We start from the raw sequence: 15369 nt of genomic DNA, 5'->3' as shown, positions 1-15369 counted from the left end.
ATGACGCACCAGGGAACCGACGTGAGCTGGGCGCTCCGCGACCTCGTGGAGAGCATCCAGGAGATCCGTTTCGCCCTCGTGGCCTCCAGCGACGGCAAGGCCATCACCTCCCACGGCGCCGAGGACCCCGACGACGTGGACCGCTTCGCCGCCGTGGTGGCCGGCCTGCAGGCGCTGGCCCAGCCGGTCGCCGAGCAGTTCCGGCAGGCCGCGGGACACCTGCGGCTGGCGATGATCGAGGTCGACGGCGGGCACCTCTTCGTCGTCCGCGCGGGGGTGGAGACGTATCTCGGCGTCCTCGCCCGGGAGGGCCTCGACCAGGGTCTCCTCGGCCATCAGATGAGGGACACGGCCCGCAGGATGGGTGAACTCCTCGGCACCAGTCGGCGCCTGGAGGAGCACCCTGGATGAGTGCTGCCCGCCGGCCGACGGAGCCGTCCGGTCTCGAGCGCTACTACGTCCTCACCGGTGGGCGCAGCGGACCGGCTGGTTCGGCGGCGAGCCTCGACGTCGCGACCCTCGTCGTGGCCCGCACCGCCCCCTCACCGGGCATGCAGCACGAGCACCAGGAGATCCTCCGGCGCTGCCGCGATCCGCTGTCGGTGGCCGAACTCGGCGCCCACCTGGGGCTGCCCTTCAACATTCTCGCGGTGCTGCTGTCGGACCTGCTCCAGGCAGGCCGTATCGAAGCCCGTGACCCCATCCCGGCGCACGACGCCGGCCGCGGGACCGACCTCGCGCTCCTGGAGGAGATACTCAGTGGACTTCAAAGGCTTTGACCGGCCCGGGCAGCCGGGTGGCGGGCCCACCCGCTCGGTGAAGGTGATGATCGCCGGCGGTTTCGGTACGGGCAAGACCACCATGGTCCGCTCGGTCAGCGACATCAGGCCGCTCACCACCGAGGAGACCCTCACCCAGGCCAGCGCCGACGTCGACCACCTCATCGGCGTCGCCGACAAGGCCCGGACCACCGTCAGCCTGGACTTCGGCAAGATCAGCATCAACGACACGCTGACGCTGTACCTGTTCGGCACCCCCGGCCAGGAGCGCTTCTGGTTCCTGTGGAACGGGCTGTTCAAGGGCGCGCTCGGCGCGGTCGTCCTGGTGGACACCCGGCGCCTGGCCTCCAGCTTCCGGGCGATCGAGGAGATGGAGCGGCAGAAGGTGCCCTTCGTCATCGCGCTCAACGTCTTCCCGGACTCCCAGGACTACCCGGTCGAGGAGATCCGGGACGCCCTGGACATCTCCCCGCACACCCCGGTCGTCTCCTTCGACGCCCGCGACCGCGCCGCCGGCCGTGACGTGCTCGTCGCCCTGATACGGCACCTCAAGGACCACGCGGCCGCCGCCCTGGAGCCCCGATGAACCACCAGACGCCGTCCGGCCCCGCCACCGGCTGCCCCGTCGCCCACGGCGAGGGTGCCACGCGGCTGTACGGCACCCAGGCGGCGACCGACCCCCACGGCATCTACGCCCGGCTGCGCGAGGAACACGGTTCCGTCGCGCCGGTCCTGCTGGAGGGCGACGTGCCCGCCTGGCTGGTGCTCGGCTACCGGGAGAACCGGCGGGTGCTGGACAACCCCCTGCAGTTCAGCCGTGACTCGCGGATCTGGCGGGACTTCAGGGACGGCCGCGTCGACGCGACGTCCCCACTGATCCAGATGCTGGGCTGGCGCCCCGACTGCGTCTCGCAGGACGGCGAACCGCACCGCCGGCTGCGCGGCGCGGTCACGGACAACCTGTACGCCGTGGCCGGGCGGGGCATCCGCCGCCATGTGACGCACTTCGCGCACAAGCAGATCGACGCGTTCGCCGACGCGGGCCGCGCCGACCTGGTGGCCGACTTCGCCGAGTACCTGCCCATGCTGGTCCTCACCCGGGTCTTCGGACTCGCCGAGGGCGAGGGGCGCAGCCTCGCCGAGTCCAGCAACCTGGTGATCAAGGGCGGCGCGGACGCGCTCACGCACAACGACCGCATCATGGGCATCCTCGGCGAACTCGCCGCTCGCAGACGCGCGGAACCCGGCTCCGACTTCACCTCCGGGCTCATCGAGCACCACGCCGGTCTCGACGAGGACGAGATCGTCCAGCACCTGCGACTGGTGCTGATCACCGCCCACACCATGACGAGCAACCTGCTGGCCCGGGCGCTCCAGCTGGTCCTCACCGAGACCTCCTGGCTGTCCGGGCTGGTCAGCGGGCAGCTGAACCTGTCCGCGGTCGTGGAGGAGGTGATGTGGAACACCCCGCCGCTGGCCGTGCTGCCGGGGCGGTTCGCCACCGCCGACCTGGAGCTCGGCGGCTGCCCGGTCAAGGAGGGCGACCTGCTCGTGCTGGGCCTGGCGGCCGGCAACCACGACCCCGGCATCCGGCCCGACCCCGGTGTCTCGGTCCAGGGCAACGCCTCGCACCTCGCGTTCAGCAGCGGGCCCCACGAGTGCCCCGGGCAGAACATGGGCCAGGCCATCATCGAGACGGCCGTCGACGTCCTGCTGCACCGCCTTCCCGGGCTGCGTCTGGCGGTACCGCCGGAGGAACTCACCTCCACCGCCTCCACCTGGGAGTCCCGACTGGACAGCCTGCCGGTCGAGTTCACCGTGTAGCGGCCCGGCCGGCGACAACCGGCCGGGCCGCACGGTGCGGTGGTGTCACACGGTCAGCAGGTCGTCCACCGATCCCCGCCCGGCCAGCTCGGCCGTGGCCACGGGGCCCTCCTTGGCCGCCGCGTACCTGCCGGTGGTCAGCGCCCACTCGTAGTTGCCGTTGATCCAGTGCTGGATGGCCTCCACGCCCATCCCGACCCGGGCCCGTTCGTCCCCGTCGAGGCCCAGCTCGTCGCACATCAGCGGGACGCGGGCCTGCAGTCCGACGTACTCGTCCAGGCAGGCGGTCGTCATGCGGTACGCCTCGTCGGTGGCCTCCTGCCAGGAGCAGCCCCGCTCCCGGTGCAGCACGGCGATGAGGTTGTGGCCGTCGCCGCGGCGCCGCTCGCGCTCGAAGGAGTGGATGTCGTTCATGAACCCGATGGTGTCCGCGGCAAGGTCCCGCATCCGCTCCATCAGCGGATGCGCCATCGCCGCCGCCGGCACCTCGAAGCCGCGGCTGCGTTCGCCGGCGTCGATGCTGTGGTGGATGCCCACCGTGCGGCGCCGGAACGCGGCGTACTCCTCCAGCCCCAGCGTCCCGGCCAGCCCCCGCGCCGCGAGGTCGACCTCCTCGCAGTGGGCCACCAGGAACCGGCCCCAGGAGGCGGCGAAGCGCGACCGCCAGGTCAGGGACATGCCCTCGCCGAGCTGCTCCCAGACCTCCGTCCAGGCCAGGGTGATGGGACAGACCACCCGCGGCGGCGTACCGGCCGGACGCAGCGGGGTGGCGATGAGCTCCCGGGCCACCTCGGCTATGCGCTCCGCGCGGTCCGGACGGCCGGCGTCGAACTGGTCGTCGAAGAGAAAGGCCAGGGAGAACCAGTTCATGAGGACGACCATGTCGTCCGCCGAGGCGTAGGGGTAGGTGCGGGCCGCGGCATCGGCCAGGTCCCAGGACCGGTACTCCTCGAAGCCGGCCCGGCTGCGCACCAGGCCCCTCTCCCGCACCCAGCGCAGATGGCGCTCCCGGGCGTACTCCAGGTGCCGGCTGACGGGAGTGTCGAAGGGGAGGTCGAACCGGACGTCCTGCGGCATGTGCTTCCTTTCGGGAGACGGTACGCAGAGTCCCCCGGCCCTGCGGGCGGGCGGCCGCGTCGACCGCCCGCACACTCGAACGCGCCTTCGTGGTCCGTACGTCGGACCGAGAGGCGGTAGCAGGCTGCCCAGGCCCCAAATGATCTACACGGTGCCCTCTTGGTGATCTTGGTTACTGCTCACGCCTCGTGCGCCGCGTACACTCGCTCGCCTCCCACATACGTCAGCGCCACCCGCGTCTCGGCGATCGCCTCCGGGGGCCCGGCGAACGGGTCGCGGTCCAGGACGACGAGGTCCGCCAGAGCCCCCGCGCGCACCCGGCCGGTGTCGTCGAGGTGGTTCACGTACGCCGAACCCGCGGTGTACGCCGCCACTGCCGCCGCCAGGCCGATGCGCTGCTCCGGCAGGAACGCCGGCGCGTCGGCGCCCGGCTCGACCCGGTTCACCGCGACATGGATCCCCTGGAGCGGATCCGGGCTGCTGACCGGCCAGTCGCTGCCCGCCGCGAGCCTGGCGCCCGAGCCGAGCAGCGCGCCGAACGGGTACTGCCAGGCAGCCCGTTCGGGACCGAGGAACGGGATCGTCAGTTCGTCCATCTGCGGTTCGTGGGCGGCCCACAGCGGCTGGACGTTGGCGGTGGCGCCGAGCCGGGCGAAGCGCGGCACGTCGTCGGGGTGCACCACCTGGAGGTGCGCGAGGTGCGGCCGGGTGTCGCTCGGTCCGTTCGCCGCCCGGGCGGCCTCGACCGCGTCCAGGGCGCCGCGCACGGCCCGGTCGCCCAGCGCGTGGAAGTGGCACTGGAAGCCGAGCGCGTCCAACTCCGCCACGTACTTGGGAAGTTCGGCTGCGTCCAGGAAGGAGGTGCCCCGGTTGGCGGTGGCACAGCCGCACCGGTCCAGGTACGGGTCCAGCAGTGCGGCGGTCCCCGTCTCGGCGACGCCGTCCAGCATCAGCTTGACGCTGGTCGCGCGGAACCGGCCGTGGGTCAGCGCCGCCCTCCTCTCGACGAGCTCGGGGATCTGCTCGGCCCCGCGCTCGCGGTCCCACCACAGGGCGCCGACGACCCGGGCGGTGAGCGAGCCGGCGCGGGCGGCGGCGAGATACGCCTGCGACGGGTCCTCCATGCCGATGAAGTCCCCGACGAGAGCGTCCTGCCAGGCGGTGATGCCGAGCGCGTGCAGACGGCGCTGGGCGCGCAGCAGTGCCGCCAGCCGCTCGTCCGGCCCGGCCGGCGGGGTGAGCCGCCCGACCAGCTGCATCGCTCCCTCCTGCAGCGTGCCGCTCGGCTCGCCGGCGGCGTCCCGGTCGATGCGTCCGTCGTCCGGGTCGGGCGTGTCGCGGCCGATGCCGGCGCGTTCGAGGGCCCGGCTGTTGACCCAGGCGCCGTGGTGGTCGCGGTTGGGCAGGTAGACCGGCCGGTCGGGGACGGCCGCGTCCAGCAGCTCCTTGGTCGGCGTACCGCCCGGGAACGCCTCCATGGACCAGCCGCCGCCGGTGATCCACTCCCGTTCCGGATGCGCGGCGGCGTAGGCCCGGACCGCGGCGACGGTCTCCTCGGCCGTCCGGGCCCCGGTCAGGTCGCACCGGCCGAGCTCCAGGCCCGCCGGCATCGGATGGACGTGCGCGTCCTGGAAGCCGGGCAGCAGCAGCCGTCCGGCGAGGTCGACGACCTCCGTGCGCGGCCCGGCGAGGTCGTGCACCTCGTCGTGCCCGACGGCGGTGATGCGGTCCCCGGTGACCGCCACGGCGGTCGCCGTGCGTCCCTCGGGGGTGAGGACGGGGCCTCGGGTGAAGAGCAGGTCGGCGTGCATGGTCACTTCCTTGTCGGACACGGGTGTGGTCACTGAGGCGTCGGAATCGGGCGGGGCGCGTCGGCGGGGGTGCCCTCGCCGGTGCGGAAGTAGGGCGATCTGCGCACCCACTTGGCCCACGCGGCGGCCACGAAGCCCGACGCGATCATCACCAGGGGAGTGAGCAGCAGGAACCAGCCGTTGTCCGGGCTGATCTCGAGGTGGTCGGCGGAGTCGTAGAACGACCAGCCGAGGTACCCGCCGAGGGCGAGCAGCGCGGCCGCGCTCAGCGCGGGCAGCACCACCGCGCGCAGCCCCTGCCGCCAGTCCTCGCGCAGCAGGGAACGGAAGCGGACGGCCGCCGCGAGCGCCGTGAGCGCGTACGACAGGGAGACCACGATCCCCACGGCGTTGACCGTCGCCATGATCATGTCGGCCAGGCGCGGGATGACCAGGGCCAGTGCCGCGACCGCCGTCGCCAGCGCGCCGATCAGCAGCGTGCCGGCGGCCGGTGTCCCGTACCGCGCGCTGACCCTGGACCACACCGGCCCGAGCGTACGGTCCCGGCTCATCGCGAACATCGCCCGGGCCGTCGGAATCACCCCGGCCTGCAGCGAGGCGACCGCCGAGAACATCAGCGCCACCAGCGGGAGCGCCGCCAGCGGCTGGGCGGCGAGCCGCTCCCCGAAGTACGCGAGCCCCTCGGCGCCGTGGCCCACCAACTCCTCCTCGGACAGCACGCGTTGGAAGGCGACCGAGCCCAGCAGGAACAGCCCCAGCATCGTCACCAGGGTGATCGTCCCGGCACGGGAGGCGTCCCGGGGGTCGCGCACCTCCTCGCTGACGCTGAACGCGGACTCGAAACCCCAGTAGCAGAACACCGTCAGCAACAGCCCCTGCGCCAGCGCGGACGCCGACGGGATGGCGAACGGGTCGAACCAGGAGAGGCTGAAGGGGTGCGGGCCGGTGACGATGCCGTAACCGCAGAAGCCGAGCAGGACCACGTACTCGAAGACCAGCAGCCCGGTCTGCAGCCGCGCCGCCGTCCGCACGCCCGTCACCGCGGTCAGCGTCACCGCCGCCAGGACCACGATGCCCAGCGCGGTGGTCTGCGCCGTCGACCCCGGATCGAGCACGAGGCCGGCCACGCGGCGCAGCCCGGCGTCCTGGGCCAGCTGGATCAGCGCCGACCCGGTGACCGCCGTGGTGTACGCGAGGAAGGCCACCGTCGCCACGATGTTCACCCAGCCGACCAGGAAGCCGAGCCAGGGGCTGAGCGAACGGCCCACCCACACATAGCCGTTGCCCGCGTTCGGCTCCACCCGGTTCAGCCGGGCGTAGGCGCCCGCGATGCCCAGCACCGGCAGGAACGCCAGCAGCATGATCGCGGGCAGGTGCAGCCCGACCACCCCGGCCGTGACCCCCAGGCCGATGCCGATGCTCGTGGTCGCGGCCGTGCTGGACGCGGCGATCGCGATGCCGTCGAACACGCCGAGGGACTTGCGCAGTGCGGGCCGCGCCGGTGGGTCGCTGCCGTAGGGCTGGTCGGTCATGCCGGATCTCCGCTCGCACCAGGGGGCTCGGTCGGCCCCGGTGACCGCACATGAAACTGCCCGGGCACTTAACAGGTCAACGGTGTTGTCATAAGGTGCGCGCACAGCTGTCCACGGGACCGGAGGAGGCTTGTCATGACCGAGCGCGTCGTCCCGCCCGCCGCCCGGCGGCGCAGACGGCCCACCAAACAGGGCGTGGTGCTGTCGGAGGAACTGATCGTCGCCACGGCCCTGCGCCTGATCGAGGAACACGGCGCCGACGCCCTGTCCGTGCGCCGCCTCGGCCGGGCCCTCGGCGCCGACCCCAGCTCGCTCTACCGCTACTTCCGGCACACCGACGACCTGATGCTCGCCATCGCCGACGAACTGATCGGCCGTACGCTGCGCACCTGGAGCCCCACCGGTGACTGGCGCGCCGACCTGCGCGAGCTCGGTCTGCGCATGCACGCCGGGGCGCTCGCCCACCCCCGGGCGGCCGTCCTCAGCTCCTACCGGGTGACCGGACGCGTGCACGAGATCGAGGCCGTGGAGGCCATCCTCGGTGTGCTGCGCGGCGCCGGCTTCCCCGACGCGGAGGCGGTGAGGATCTACCACGCCTTCGTCGACCAGACCCTCGCCTTCGGCGCCCTCGACTCGGCCTCCACCGCCCTGCCCGGGCCCGCCCGCGCGGCGGAGGCGTCCGTGTGGCGCGCGACGTACGTCCGGCTCCCCGCCGACACGCACCCCAACATCGCGGCGACCGCGCGCCACCTCGTCGCCGACATGCCGCGCAGCTCCTATCCCGCGGCCCTGGAGCTGCTGCTGGACGCGGCCGCGGCACGGCTGACGGCGTTTCAGCGGCGGCCGGTGGCCGACTGAATCCGGCGGGCCGGGATATCCGCAAGGTACGGGGCGACGGGACACGACCGTCCCGTCCCCGTGACCCTTCGGAGGAGACATGGCACTGGTGAACGCGGGCGTCGTGGTGCTCGACTGCGCCGAGCCCGAGAAGCTCGCCGAGTTCTACACGGAGCTGCTGGGCGCGCGGCAGACGGACGTGAGCGCCAACCGGATCGAGATCAGGGGGGTCGACGGCTTCCGCATGGCGTTCCGGCGGGACGTCAACGCCACCCCGCCCAGCTGGCCCCGCCCCGAGAACTCCCTCCAGGCCCATCTGGACTTCGTGGTGGAGGACCTGGACGAGGCCGAGCGCGGCGTCGTCGGGCTCGGCGGGCGCCCACTGGAGGCGAAGGACGCCCCGGGCCCGTACGAGGAGCGAGGCTTCGCCGACCCGGCAGGTCACTCCTTCACCCTGCGCCGCATGGCACCGACGGCACCCAAGCAGGGCTGAGGCCCTGCCCGGGTGCCGTCGGGGACGGGGTGCGGCGGGAGGGACGGGCCGCGGTCAGTCCCGCCCGCCCGCTTCCTTGGTCGGCCAGACACCGGTCGAGCGCGCGATGGCCTTGGCACCGGTACGGTCCACGGCGCTGCGCACCACCGCGAAGATGGCGCCCTGGACCGCGGCGGCCAGCAGGATCTCCCCCCAGCCGCGGTCCGGGTCCAGCGCGTCGGGCGCGTCGTCCTCGTGCCGGATCACCTTCCACGTCTTCTGGAAGGCCATCCCGGCCAGCGCGCCGCCCGCCCAGCCCAGCACGAAGCCGACGGGCTTGTAGGCGAGGGAGAGCTTCTTCTTTTTCTTGCCCACGGAAATCTCCTTCGGTCGGTGAGCGAATCGGGGGCCGGGGAGGTGGCGCTCAGGGCCTGCCCCGCGCCGGGACCTCCTCGTCGGCGCGGACCGGCTTCGGCGGTGTCCCCTCGCCGAACGGCCGGCCGCCCAGCTCCTCGCGGTGATGGGGCGTGAGCCAGCCGGACAGGTCCGGGCCGAGCGGTACGACGGCGGTCGGGTTGATGCCGGTGTGCACCTGGTAGTAGTGGCGCTTGATGTGGTCGAAGTCGACGGTGTCGCCGAAGCCGGGCGTCTGGAAGAGGTCACGGACGTAGGCCCACAGCACCGGATTCTCCGTCAGCTTCCAGCGGTTGCACTTGAAGTGACCGTGGTAGACCGCGTCGAAGCGGACCAGCGTGGTGAACAGCCGGATGTCCGCCTCGGTGATGGTGTCACCGACCAGATAACGCTGCCGTTCGAGCCTCGGCGTCAGCTGCTCAAGCCGCCGGAACACGCCCGTGCAGGCCGCCTCGTACTCCTCCTGGCCGGTGGCGAAGCCCGCCCGGTACACGCCGTTGTTGACGTCCTGGTAGACGCCCGCCATGACCTCGTCGATCTCGTCGCGCAGTGCCTCCGGATACAGGTCGGGCGCCCCGGCCCGGTGCAGGGCGGTCCACTCGGTCGCGAGGTCCAGGGTGATCTGCTGGAAGTCGTTGGTGACCAGCCTGCCGCTGGGCACGTCCACGATCGCCGGCACGCTCACCCCGCCCGGGTACCCGGTCTCCCGCCGGTCGTACGCCTCGCTGAGGAAGCGGATGCCGAGGACCGGGTCACGGCCGTCCGGGTCCAGCGTGAACCGCCAGCTGCGGTCGTCCTGGATCGGATCGGCGATCGCCAGGGACAGCGCGTCCTCCAGCCCCAGCAGCCGCCGTGAGACCAGGGCCCGGCTCGCCCACGGACAGGCGCGGCTGACCACCAGACGGTAGCGGCCCGCCTCCACCGGCCAGCCGTCGCGGCCGTCCGCGGTGATCCGGTCCGCGAAATGACTCCTGGACCGCTTGAACGCCTTCCTGCCGTACGCGCTGTTGCCGGACTCCCCGCCGTCGCCACTCATGTCCGCTGCCCTCCGGTCGTCGTGTGCCCTGGTGGACGCGTTCCCCGTTTTCGGCCGTCGGCACTGGTGAGCCACCCACAAGGCGGGTGTGAGCAGCGTGGGCCGGGGCAGTCGGCGAATCGTGAGCGGGACATCCTCGAACGGGAAGACGGACCGACAGCCGGACACACGGACCGAAAGGGAGGGGGAGCAGGAGCCGAAAGCGGACCGGCGGCCCGGGGGCGGGCCGGACGGGAAGACGGACCGCAGGACACGCGTCACCGTGCTGGTGGCCCTGGCGGCCAACCTGGTGATCGCGGCCGCCAAGGCGGTCGGCGGCTTCGCCGCCGGATCGCCGGCCCTGCTCTCCGAGGCGGCGCACTCGGTGGCCGACAGCATGAACGAGGTCTTCCTCCTCGCCGCCCTGCGCCGCAGCAGCCGCCCGGCCGACCGGCGGCATCCCTTCGGCTACGGCAAGGAGCGGTTCTTCTGGTCGCTCCTGGCAGCCGTCGGGATCTTCGTGATGGGCGGCTGCTTCTCGTTCTTCCAGGGCGTCGAGGCCCTGCACACGGGAGCGCAGGAGAAGCTCGGCGGCTACGTGGCCGGGCTGGTCGTGCTCGGCGTCGCCTTCCTCGCCGAGGGCGCCTCCTTGCTGCGCGCCCTGCACCAGGTGCGCAAGCAGGGCGGGGCGTCCGCCGGGCTGCGCGACCCGGCGCTGCGCACGGTCGTCGCCGAGGACGGCACCGCGGTGCTCGGCGTGACCCTCGCCGCGATCGGCATGGTGCTGCACATGGTGACCGGGCAGGTGGTGTGGGAGGCGTGCGCCTCGCTGGCCATCGGCGTCCTGCTGGTGTACGTCGCCTACCGGCTGGGCCGCGAGGCCCGCGACCAGCTGATCGGCGAGGCCGCCGATCCGGAGGCGACCGCACGGATCCGCTCCCTGCTCCGGGCGCAGCCGGAGATCGACAGCGTCGAGGCCCTGTTCACGATGAAGACGGGCCTCGACTCCGCCCTGGTGGCCGCCCGTGTCGACCTGGTGCCCGGTCTGGACAGCGAACGGGTCGAGGAGGTCGCCGTGCGCATCAAGCGGTCCATCGCGCGCACCGTTCCCGAGGCGCGGCAGATCTTCCTGGACGTGACCGACCGGCCCGCACAGGAGGCAGCGGAGAGCCCCGCCGCGACGGGGGAACGCGGCGGGGCCTGACCTCCGTCTGCCCTGCGGGCGCCGGTCCATGCACGCGCGCCCGCGGAATCCTCCCCGTCGCGGCGGTCAGTGTCCGGCGGCCGGTTCCAGGACGAAGACCGGGATCTCCCGGTCCGTCTTCTTCTGGTAGTCGGCGTACGGCGGATAGGCGGCGACGGCACGCTCCCACCACTCGGCCTTCTCCGTCCCCGTGACCTCACGGGCCGTCATGTCCTGCTTCACCGGCCCGTCCTGGAGCTCCACGTGGGGATCGCTCTTGACGTTGTAGTACCAGACCGGGTGCTTGGGCGCGCCGCCCAGGGAGGCGACCACCGCGTACCTTCCCTCGTGCTCGACGCGCATCAGCGGCGTCTTGCGGATCTTGCCGCTCCGGGCGCCCCGGGTGGTCAGCACGATCACGGGCATGCCCGTGTCCATCAGGGTCGTCCCCTTCGTGCCGCCGGAGCTCTCGTAGAGCTCCACCTGCTCGCGCACCCACTGCGTCGGGCTGGGTTCGTACTCGCCCTCAAGAGGCATGGCATCCGTCCCATCGTCGGGTCGTACGGCTGACCGGCACCGTCATTCAACACTGCCGCGTGCGAATTCCATCCATACCCCATCCGTCCCCGGCCCGGCACCGACGCGATCACCCCGCGCGTCACCGCGCCGCCCCCGCGAACGGGCGACACGGCGCAGGGGGTGCTGGAACTTCCCGCGGCCCGGTAGCAGGCTCCGGACATGCACAGCGACGCACGCATCGGCATCGACAAGGACCTCTGCGTCGGCGCGGGCCAGTGCGCCCTGACCGCCCCGGACGTGTTCACCCTGGACGACGACGGCTACGGCACCGTGCTGCCCGGCCGGGAGGGCGGCGAGGGCAGCCCGCTGGTGCGGGAGGCGGCACGGGCCTGCCCCGTGGGCGCCATCACCGTGCCGGAGCCGGTGAACTGACACCCGGCCAGGTCCTCCGGCGCGCCGCCCGCCGGTCAGTCGGTGCGCAGCGGCGACCGCGCCGCCTCACGCGCGGGCCGCGGGCTGCCCGTGATCCCCGCGGTGACCATGGCGCCCTCGACCGGCAGGAACAATGGCCCGCCCGTCGCCGCCGGCAGGCGCGCGTCGGCCACCAGTCCGTCGAGGAATTCCCGCAACGCCCGCTCGTGGGCCCGCACCTGGTCCGCCACCCGGGGGGAGACGGCGCCCAGTTCGCCGTAGGCGTTGATCCACGCGCAGCCGCGGAAGTCCGGTTCCTCGAACCACTGCCCGAGCCGGTCGAAGACGGCCAGGATCCGTGCGTCCGGCTCCTCGTGCCGGTCGACGTACTGCGCGAGCCGCCCCCCGCCGGCGCACGTCGCGGCGCTGCAGACACGCCTCCGCCCGTTGTTCCGTGGCCGGGAAGAGCTGGTGGAGCCGCTTGAGCGAGACGCCGGAGGCGCCCCGGACGTCGTCCGTGCCGACCGACTGGACGGCCCGCGCGGAGAAGAGCCTCTCGGCGGCGTCCGGCGCCCGCTCCCGGGCGACCTCGCTGTCCATTTCAGGACCCTTCCTTGACCCGAGAACGAACGTTCTCCTACGGTGGCAGCCTCACGGGAGAACGCTGGTTCTCCCCTGCAGCGTCCGGAGGTTCACCCATGACGACCGACCGCCCGCCCCTGCCGCCGTTCACCCGCGAGACCGCCGCACGCAAGGTCCAGGCCGCCGAGGACGCCTGGAACACCCGCGACCCCCACCGGGTGGCGCTCGCCTACTCCGAGGACTCGGTCTGGCGCAACCGCGACACCTTCCTGACGGGCCGGGACCGGATCGTCGAGTTCCTCACCGCCAAGTGGGCCCGCGAGCGGGAGTACGCGCTGCGCAAGGACCTGTGGGCCTTCGACGGCAACCGCATCGCGGTCCGCTTCCAGTACGAGTGCCGCGACCTCGACGGCCAGTGGTGGCGCTCCTACGGCAACGAGATGTGGGAGTTCGACGAGCACGGTCTGATGACCCGTCGGGAGGCGAGCATCGACGACGTGCCCATCGAGGAGACGGAGCGCCGCATCCGCGGGCCGCGTCCCGCCGCCGAGCACGGGCGGTCCCTCCCCGTGCGATAGACCCCGTTCAGTAGGGTTCCGGCGTGAGCGAACAGGCCGGGAGCGCCGGGAAACCCTTCCTCTACGTCGTCGTCTGCGCCGCCGGCGTCGCCGCCGACGTCGGTGAGCTGATCACCGCCGCGCAGGAGCGCGACTGGGAGGTCGGCGTGATCGCGACGCCGGTCGCCATGGGCGGCTTCTTCGACACCGCGGCCGTGGAGGCACGGACCGGCCGGCCGATCCGCTCGGCCTGGCGCCGGCCGGGTGACCCGCGTCCGTTCCCTCCGCCCGACGCCGTCGTGGTCGCGCCCGCCACCTTCAACACGGTCAACAAATGGGCCGCCGGCATGGCCGACACCCTCGCCCTCGCCACCCTGTGCGAGGCATGCGGCCTCGGCGTCCCCGTCGCCGTCCTGCCGTGCGTGGCCAACGCGCTGACGGCCCATCCCGCCTACCGGGAGAGCCTGATACGCCTGCGCGGCATGGGCGTCCGCTTCGGCGAACCGTACGCCGGGGAGGCGGGCGAGGACGGCGGCCGGCCGGCCTTCGCCTGGGAGCGGGCGCTCGACCTGCTCGACGGGCGATAGCGCCCGGGCCCGGGTTGGAGGGCACACGAACACGTACGCTCGCCACTGGTACTGATCACCCCGAAGGCAGGAGCAGCAACGATGGAGTACGTGAAGCTCGGTTCGACGGGCCTGGACGTGTCGCGGATCTGTCTGGGGTGCATGACCTACGGCGTTCCCGACCGCGGCACCCACGAGTGGACCCTCGACGAGGAGGCCTCGCGCCCGCTGATCCGGCAGGCGCTGGAGGCGGGCATCACCTTCTTCGACACCGCCAACGTCTATTCCGACGGCACCAGCGAGGAGATCGTCGGCCGGGCGCTCGCCGACTTCGCCCGCCGGGACGACATCGTGCTCGCGACCAAGGTGCACGGCCGGATGCGGCCCGGACCCAACGGCGGTGGTCTGTCCCGCAAGGCGATCATGACCGAGATCGACCACAGCCTGCGGCGGCTCGGCACCGACTACGTCGACCTGTACCAGATCCACCGGTGGGACCCGCACACGCCCGTCGAGGAGACCATGGAGGCCCTGCACGACCTGGTCAAGGCGGGCAAGGTCCGCTACATCGGGGCCAGTTCGATGTACGCCTGGCAGTTCTCCAAGGCGCAGTACACCGCCGAGCGGCACGGCTGGACCCGCTTCGTGTCCATGCAGAACCACTACAACCTCCTCTACCGCGAGGAGGAGCGCGAGATGCTGCCGCTCTGCGCGGACCAGGGCGTGGGCGTCCTGCCCTGGAGCCCCCTCGCCCGCGGTCGCCTCACCCGGGACTGGGACACCACGACCGAGCGCAGCGCCACGGACAACTTCGGCAGCACCCTCTACCAGGAGGGCGACCGCGCCGTCGTCGAGGCGGTCACCCGCATCGCCGGGGACCGCGGCGTCCCGCGCGCCCAGGTCGCCCTCGCCTGGCTGCTGCACCAGGACACGGTGACGGCGCCGATCATCGGCGCCTCCAGGCCGGGACACATCGAGGACGCCGTGGCCGCCGTAGGACTGCGCCTGAGCGACAAGGAGATCGAGGAACTCCAGCGGCCCTACGCGCCGCACCCGATCGCCGGCCACTGACCTCCGGGAATCACGGGCCCGTGCCGGCCTCCAGGACGGTGACGGACACCGACGACTCGTCGCCGCCCACCGGCACCGCACCGGCCGTCCACCGGACACGGAGCGAGTCCCGCTCGTCCGGCGGGGTGACGAGCAGCGTCGCCGGCGTGGCGGTACGGGCCCCGCTTATCTCGGGGCTCGCGAACGACAGCCCGGCCCAGGCGCTCCCGCCGGGCGGCAGCGTGACCGCCTCCGGTGACGCCGGGGCGCGTTCGGGGTCCGGACCCAGCTGCCTGCCCGACGCGTCCACGAAAGCGGCGCCCGGATAGCCGTACAGGGTGCAGGTGCGGTCGGAGGCGTTGGTCAGGACGACCGGGAAGTTCCGCTGCCCGGCGCCGGGGTCGACGCGGCCGACCGAGGCACGCAGCTCGGAGCTCTGGCAGCGGCCGTCGGTGCGCGCGGAGGCGGACGCGGATCCGGCGGTGTCGCTGGGCACGGCGCGGGACGCCGGAGTGCTGCCGGTGGCGCCGGCCGTGTGCGTCGCGCGGTCGGCCTCGGTGGGCCGCGGGGCGGTCGTCGTACCGTTCTCGGTGCCGCAGGCGGTCAGCAGGGCGAGCATCGCGACCGCACTCGCGAACAGGGCCGTCCGGTGCACGGGCGGGGACGTCTTGGCCATGGCTACTCCGAACTCCCGAGAGGTCGTCGGGCATTGCACGCCCTGTCCCTTCGAGTGTCCCGCC

At 72.7% G+C, this 15369-nt stretch carries 18 protein-coding genes and 1 pseudogene; 11 read left to right on the top strand and 8 right to left on the bottom strand.

All coding sequences use genetic code 11. The features are described 5' to 3' along the window. The 4 genes from IE260_RS32700 to IE260_RS32685 are packed head-to-tail and all read left to right on the top strand — an operon-like array spanning position 1 to position 2603. Complete coding sequence (locus tag IE260_RS32700) at positions 1-411, top strand: roadblock/LC7 domain-containing protein (RefSeq protein WP_189878498.1); 411 nt, start codon at positions 1-3, stop codon at positions 409-411. After that, on the top strand, positions 408-779 hold the full coding sequence (locus IE260_RS32695; protein ID WP_189878495.1) for a DUF742 domain-containing protein: 372 nt from the start codon (positions 408-410) through the stop codon (positions 777-779). Before IE260_RS32700 ends, IE260_RS32695 begins: the two co-directional genes overlap by 4 nt. Next, positions 760-1365, top strand: a complete 606-nt coding sequence (locus tag IE260_RS32690; protein WP_189878493.1) for a GTP-binding protein — start codon at positions 760-762, stop codon at positions 1363-1365. Before IE260_RS32695 ends, IE260_RS32690 begins: the two co-directional genes overlap by 20 nt. Beyond that, positions 1362-2603 (top strand): cytochrome P450, encoded by a 1242-nt coding sequence (locus tag IE260_RS32685; protein ID WP_189878491.1) that lies wholly within the window; start codon positions 1362-1364, stop codon positions 2601-2603. Before IE260_RS32690 ends, IE260_RS32685 begins: the two co-directional genes overlap by 4 nt. A gap of 45 nt (positions 2604-2648) precedes the next feature. On the opposite strand, the gene IE260_RS32680 is transcribed toward IE260_RS32685, so the two are convergent. The 3 genes from IE260_RS32680 to IE260_RS32670 all read right to left on the bottom strand — a co-directional run bounded on the left by IE260_RS32680 (position 2649) and on the right by IE260_RS32670 (position 7023). Further along, positions 2649-3680 carry a 7-epi-alpha-eudesmol synthase gene (locus tag IE260_RS32680; protein ID WP_189878489.1) on the bottom strand — a complete coding sequence of 344 codons (1032 nt, stop codon included), beginning with the start codon at positions 3678-3680 and terminating at the stop codon, positions 2649-2651. Positions 3681-3859: 179 nt separating this feature from the next. Continuing rightward, positions 3860-5491, bottom strand: coding sequence for an amidohydrolase (locus IE260_RS32675; RefSeq protein ID WP_189878623.1), 1632 nt, complete (start codon positions 5489-5491; stop codon positions 3860-3862). 29 nt (positions 5492-5520) lie between these two features. After that, complete coding sequence (locus tag IE260_RS32670; RefSeq protein WP_189878488.1) at positions 5521-7023, bottom strand: APC family permease; 1503 nt, start codon at positions 7021-7023, stop codon at positions 5521-5523. 135 nt (positions 7024-7158) lie between these two features. On the opposite strand from IE260_RS32670, the gene IE260_RS32665 reads away from it, so the two are divergent. Next, positions 7159-7881 carry a TetR/AcrR family transcriptional regulator gene (locus IE260_RS32665; RefSeq protein WP_189878486.1) on the top strand — a complete coding sequence of 241 codons (723 nt, stop codon included), beginning with the start codon at positions 7159-7161 and terminating at the stop codon, positions 7879-7881. A 79-nt stretch (positions 7882-7960) separates the two neighbouring features. Next, complete coding sequence (locus IE260_RS32660) at positions 7961-8353, top strand: VOC family protein (RefSeq protein ID WP_189878484.1); 393 nt, start codon at positions 7961-7963, stop codon at positions 8351-8353. A gap of 54 nt (positions 8354-8407) precedes the next feature. Here the strand turns inward: IE260_RS32660 and IE260_RS32655 are convergent, their stop codons facing one another. Both IE260_RS32655 and IE260_RS32650 read right to left on the bottom strand, forming a co-directional pair. Beyond that, on the bottom strand, positions 8408-8707 hold the full coding sequence (locus IE260_RS32655; protein ID WP_373303438.1) for a DUF4235 domain-containing protein: 300 nt from the start codon (positions 8705-8707) through the stop codon (positions 8408-8410). Positions 8708-8756: 49 nt separating this feature from the next. Beyond that, entirely contained in the window at positions 8757-9782 is a 1026-nt protein-coding gene (locus tag IE260_RS32650) for a glutathione S-transferase family protein (RefSeq protein ID WP_189878482.1), read from the bottom strand. Positions 9783-10044: 262 nt separating this feature from the next. Between IE260_RS32650 and IE260_RS32645 the strand changes: the two genes are divergently transcribed. Further along, positions 10045-10965: a cation diffusion facilitator family transporter gene (locus IE260_RS32645; RefSeq protein WP_189878481.1), complete on the top strand. Its 921-nt coding sequence runs from the start codon at positions 10045-10047 to the stop codon at positions 10963-10965. A gap of 66 nt (positions 10966-11031) precedes the next feature. Here IE260_RS32645 and IE260_RS32640 read toward each other — a convergent pair whose 3' ends face one another. After that, positions 11032-11481 carry a nitroreductase family deazaflavin-dependent oxidoreductase gene (locus IE260_RS32640; protein ID WP_189878479.1) on the bottom strand — a complete coding sequence of 150 codons (450 nt, stop codon included), beginning with the start codon at positions 11479-11481 and terminating at the stop codon, positions 11032-11034. 201 nt (positions 11482-11682) lie between these two features. Here IE260_RS32640 and IE260_RS32635 point away from each other — a divergent pair, with 201 nt between their 5' ends. After that, positions 11683-11895, top strand: coding sequence for a ferredoxin (locus IE260_RS32635; RefSeq protein ID WP_189878477.1), 213 nt, complete (start codon positions 11683-11685; stop codon positions 11893-11895). Positions 11896-11930: 35 nt separating this feature from the next. Here IE260_RS32635 and IE260_RS32630 read toward each other — a convergent pair. Further along, positions 11931-12474 (bottom strand): annotated as a pseudogene (locus tag IE260_RS32630) (TetR/AcrR family transcriptional regulator). A gap of 98 nt (positions 12475-12572) precedes the next feature. On the opposite strand from IE260_RS32630, the gene IE260_RS32625 reads away from it, so the two are divergent. The 3 genes from IE260_RS32625 (at position 12573) to IE260_RS32615 (ending at position 14650) form a co-directional block, all read left to right on the top strand. Further along, positions 12573-13034 carry a nuclear transport factor 2 family protein gene (locus tag IE260_RS32625; RefSeq protein WP_189878475.1) on the top strand — a complete coding sequence of 154 codons (462 nt, stop codon included), beginning with the start codon at positions 12573-12575 and terminating at the stop codon, positions 13032-13034. 23 nt (positions 13035-13057) lie between these two features. Next, the gene (locus IE260_RS32620; RefSeq protein ID WP_189878473.1) at positions 13058-13600 is read left to right on the top strand and encodes a flavoprotein; all 543 of its coding nucleotides are present in this window, start codon (positions 13058-13060) and stop codon (positions 13598-13600) included. Between the two features lie 81 nt (positions 13601-13681). Then, positions 13682-14650: an aldo/keto reductase gene (locus IE260_RS32615; protein WP_189878471.1), complete on the top strand. Its 969-nt coding sequence runs from the start codon at positions 13682-13684 to the stop codon at positions 14648-14650. A gap of 10 nt (positions 14651-14660) precedes the next feature. Here IE260_RS32615 and IE260_RS32610 read toward each other — a convergent pair whose 3' ends face one another. Beyond that, complete coding sequence (locus IE260_RS32610; protein ID WP_189878469.1) at positions 14661-15305, bottom strand: DUF4232 domain-containing protein; 645 nt, start codon at positions 15303-15305, stop codon at positions 14661-14663. Positions 15306-15369 lie beyond the last annotated feature (64 nt).

The sequence above is a fragment of the Streptomyces viridiviolaceus genome (assembly GCF_014650995.1).
Taxonomy (GTDB): domain Bacteria; phylum Actinomycetota; class Actinomycetes; order Streptomycetales; family Streptomycetaceae; genus Streptomyces; species Streptomyces viridiviolaceus.
The sequence above is the reverse complement of the archived record's forward strand: the minus strand, read 5'-3'. Positions and strand labels throughout refer to the sequence as shown.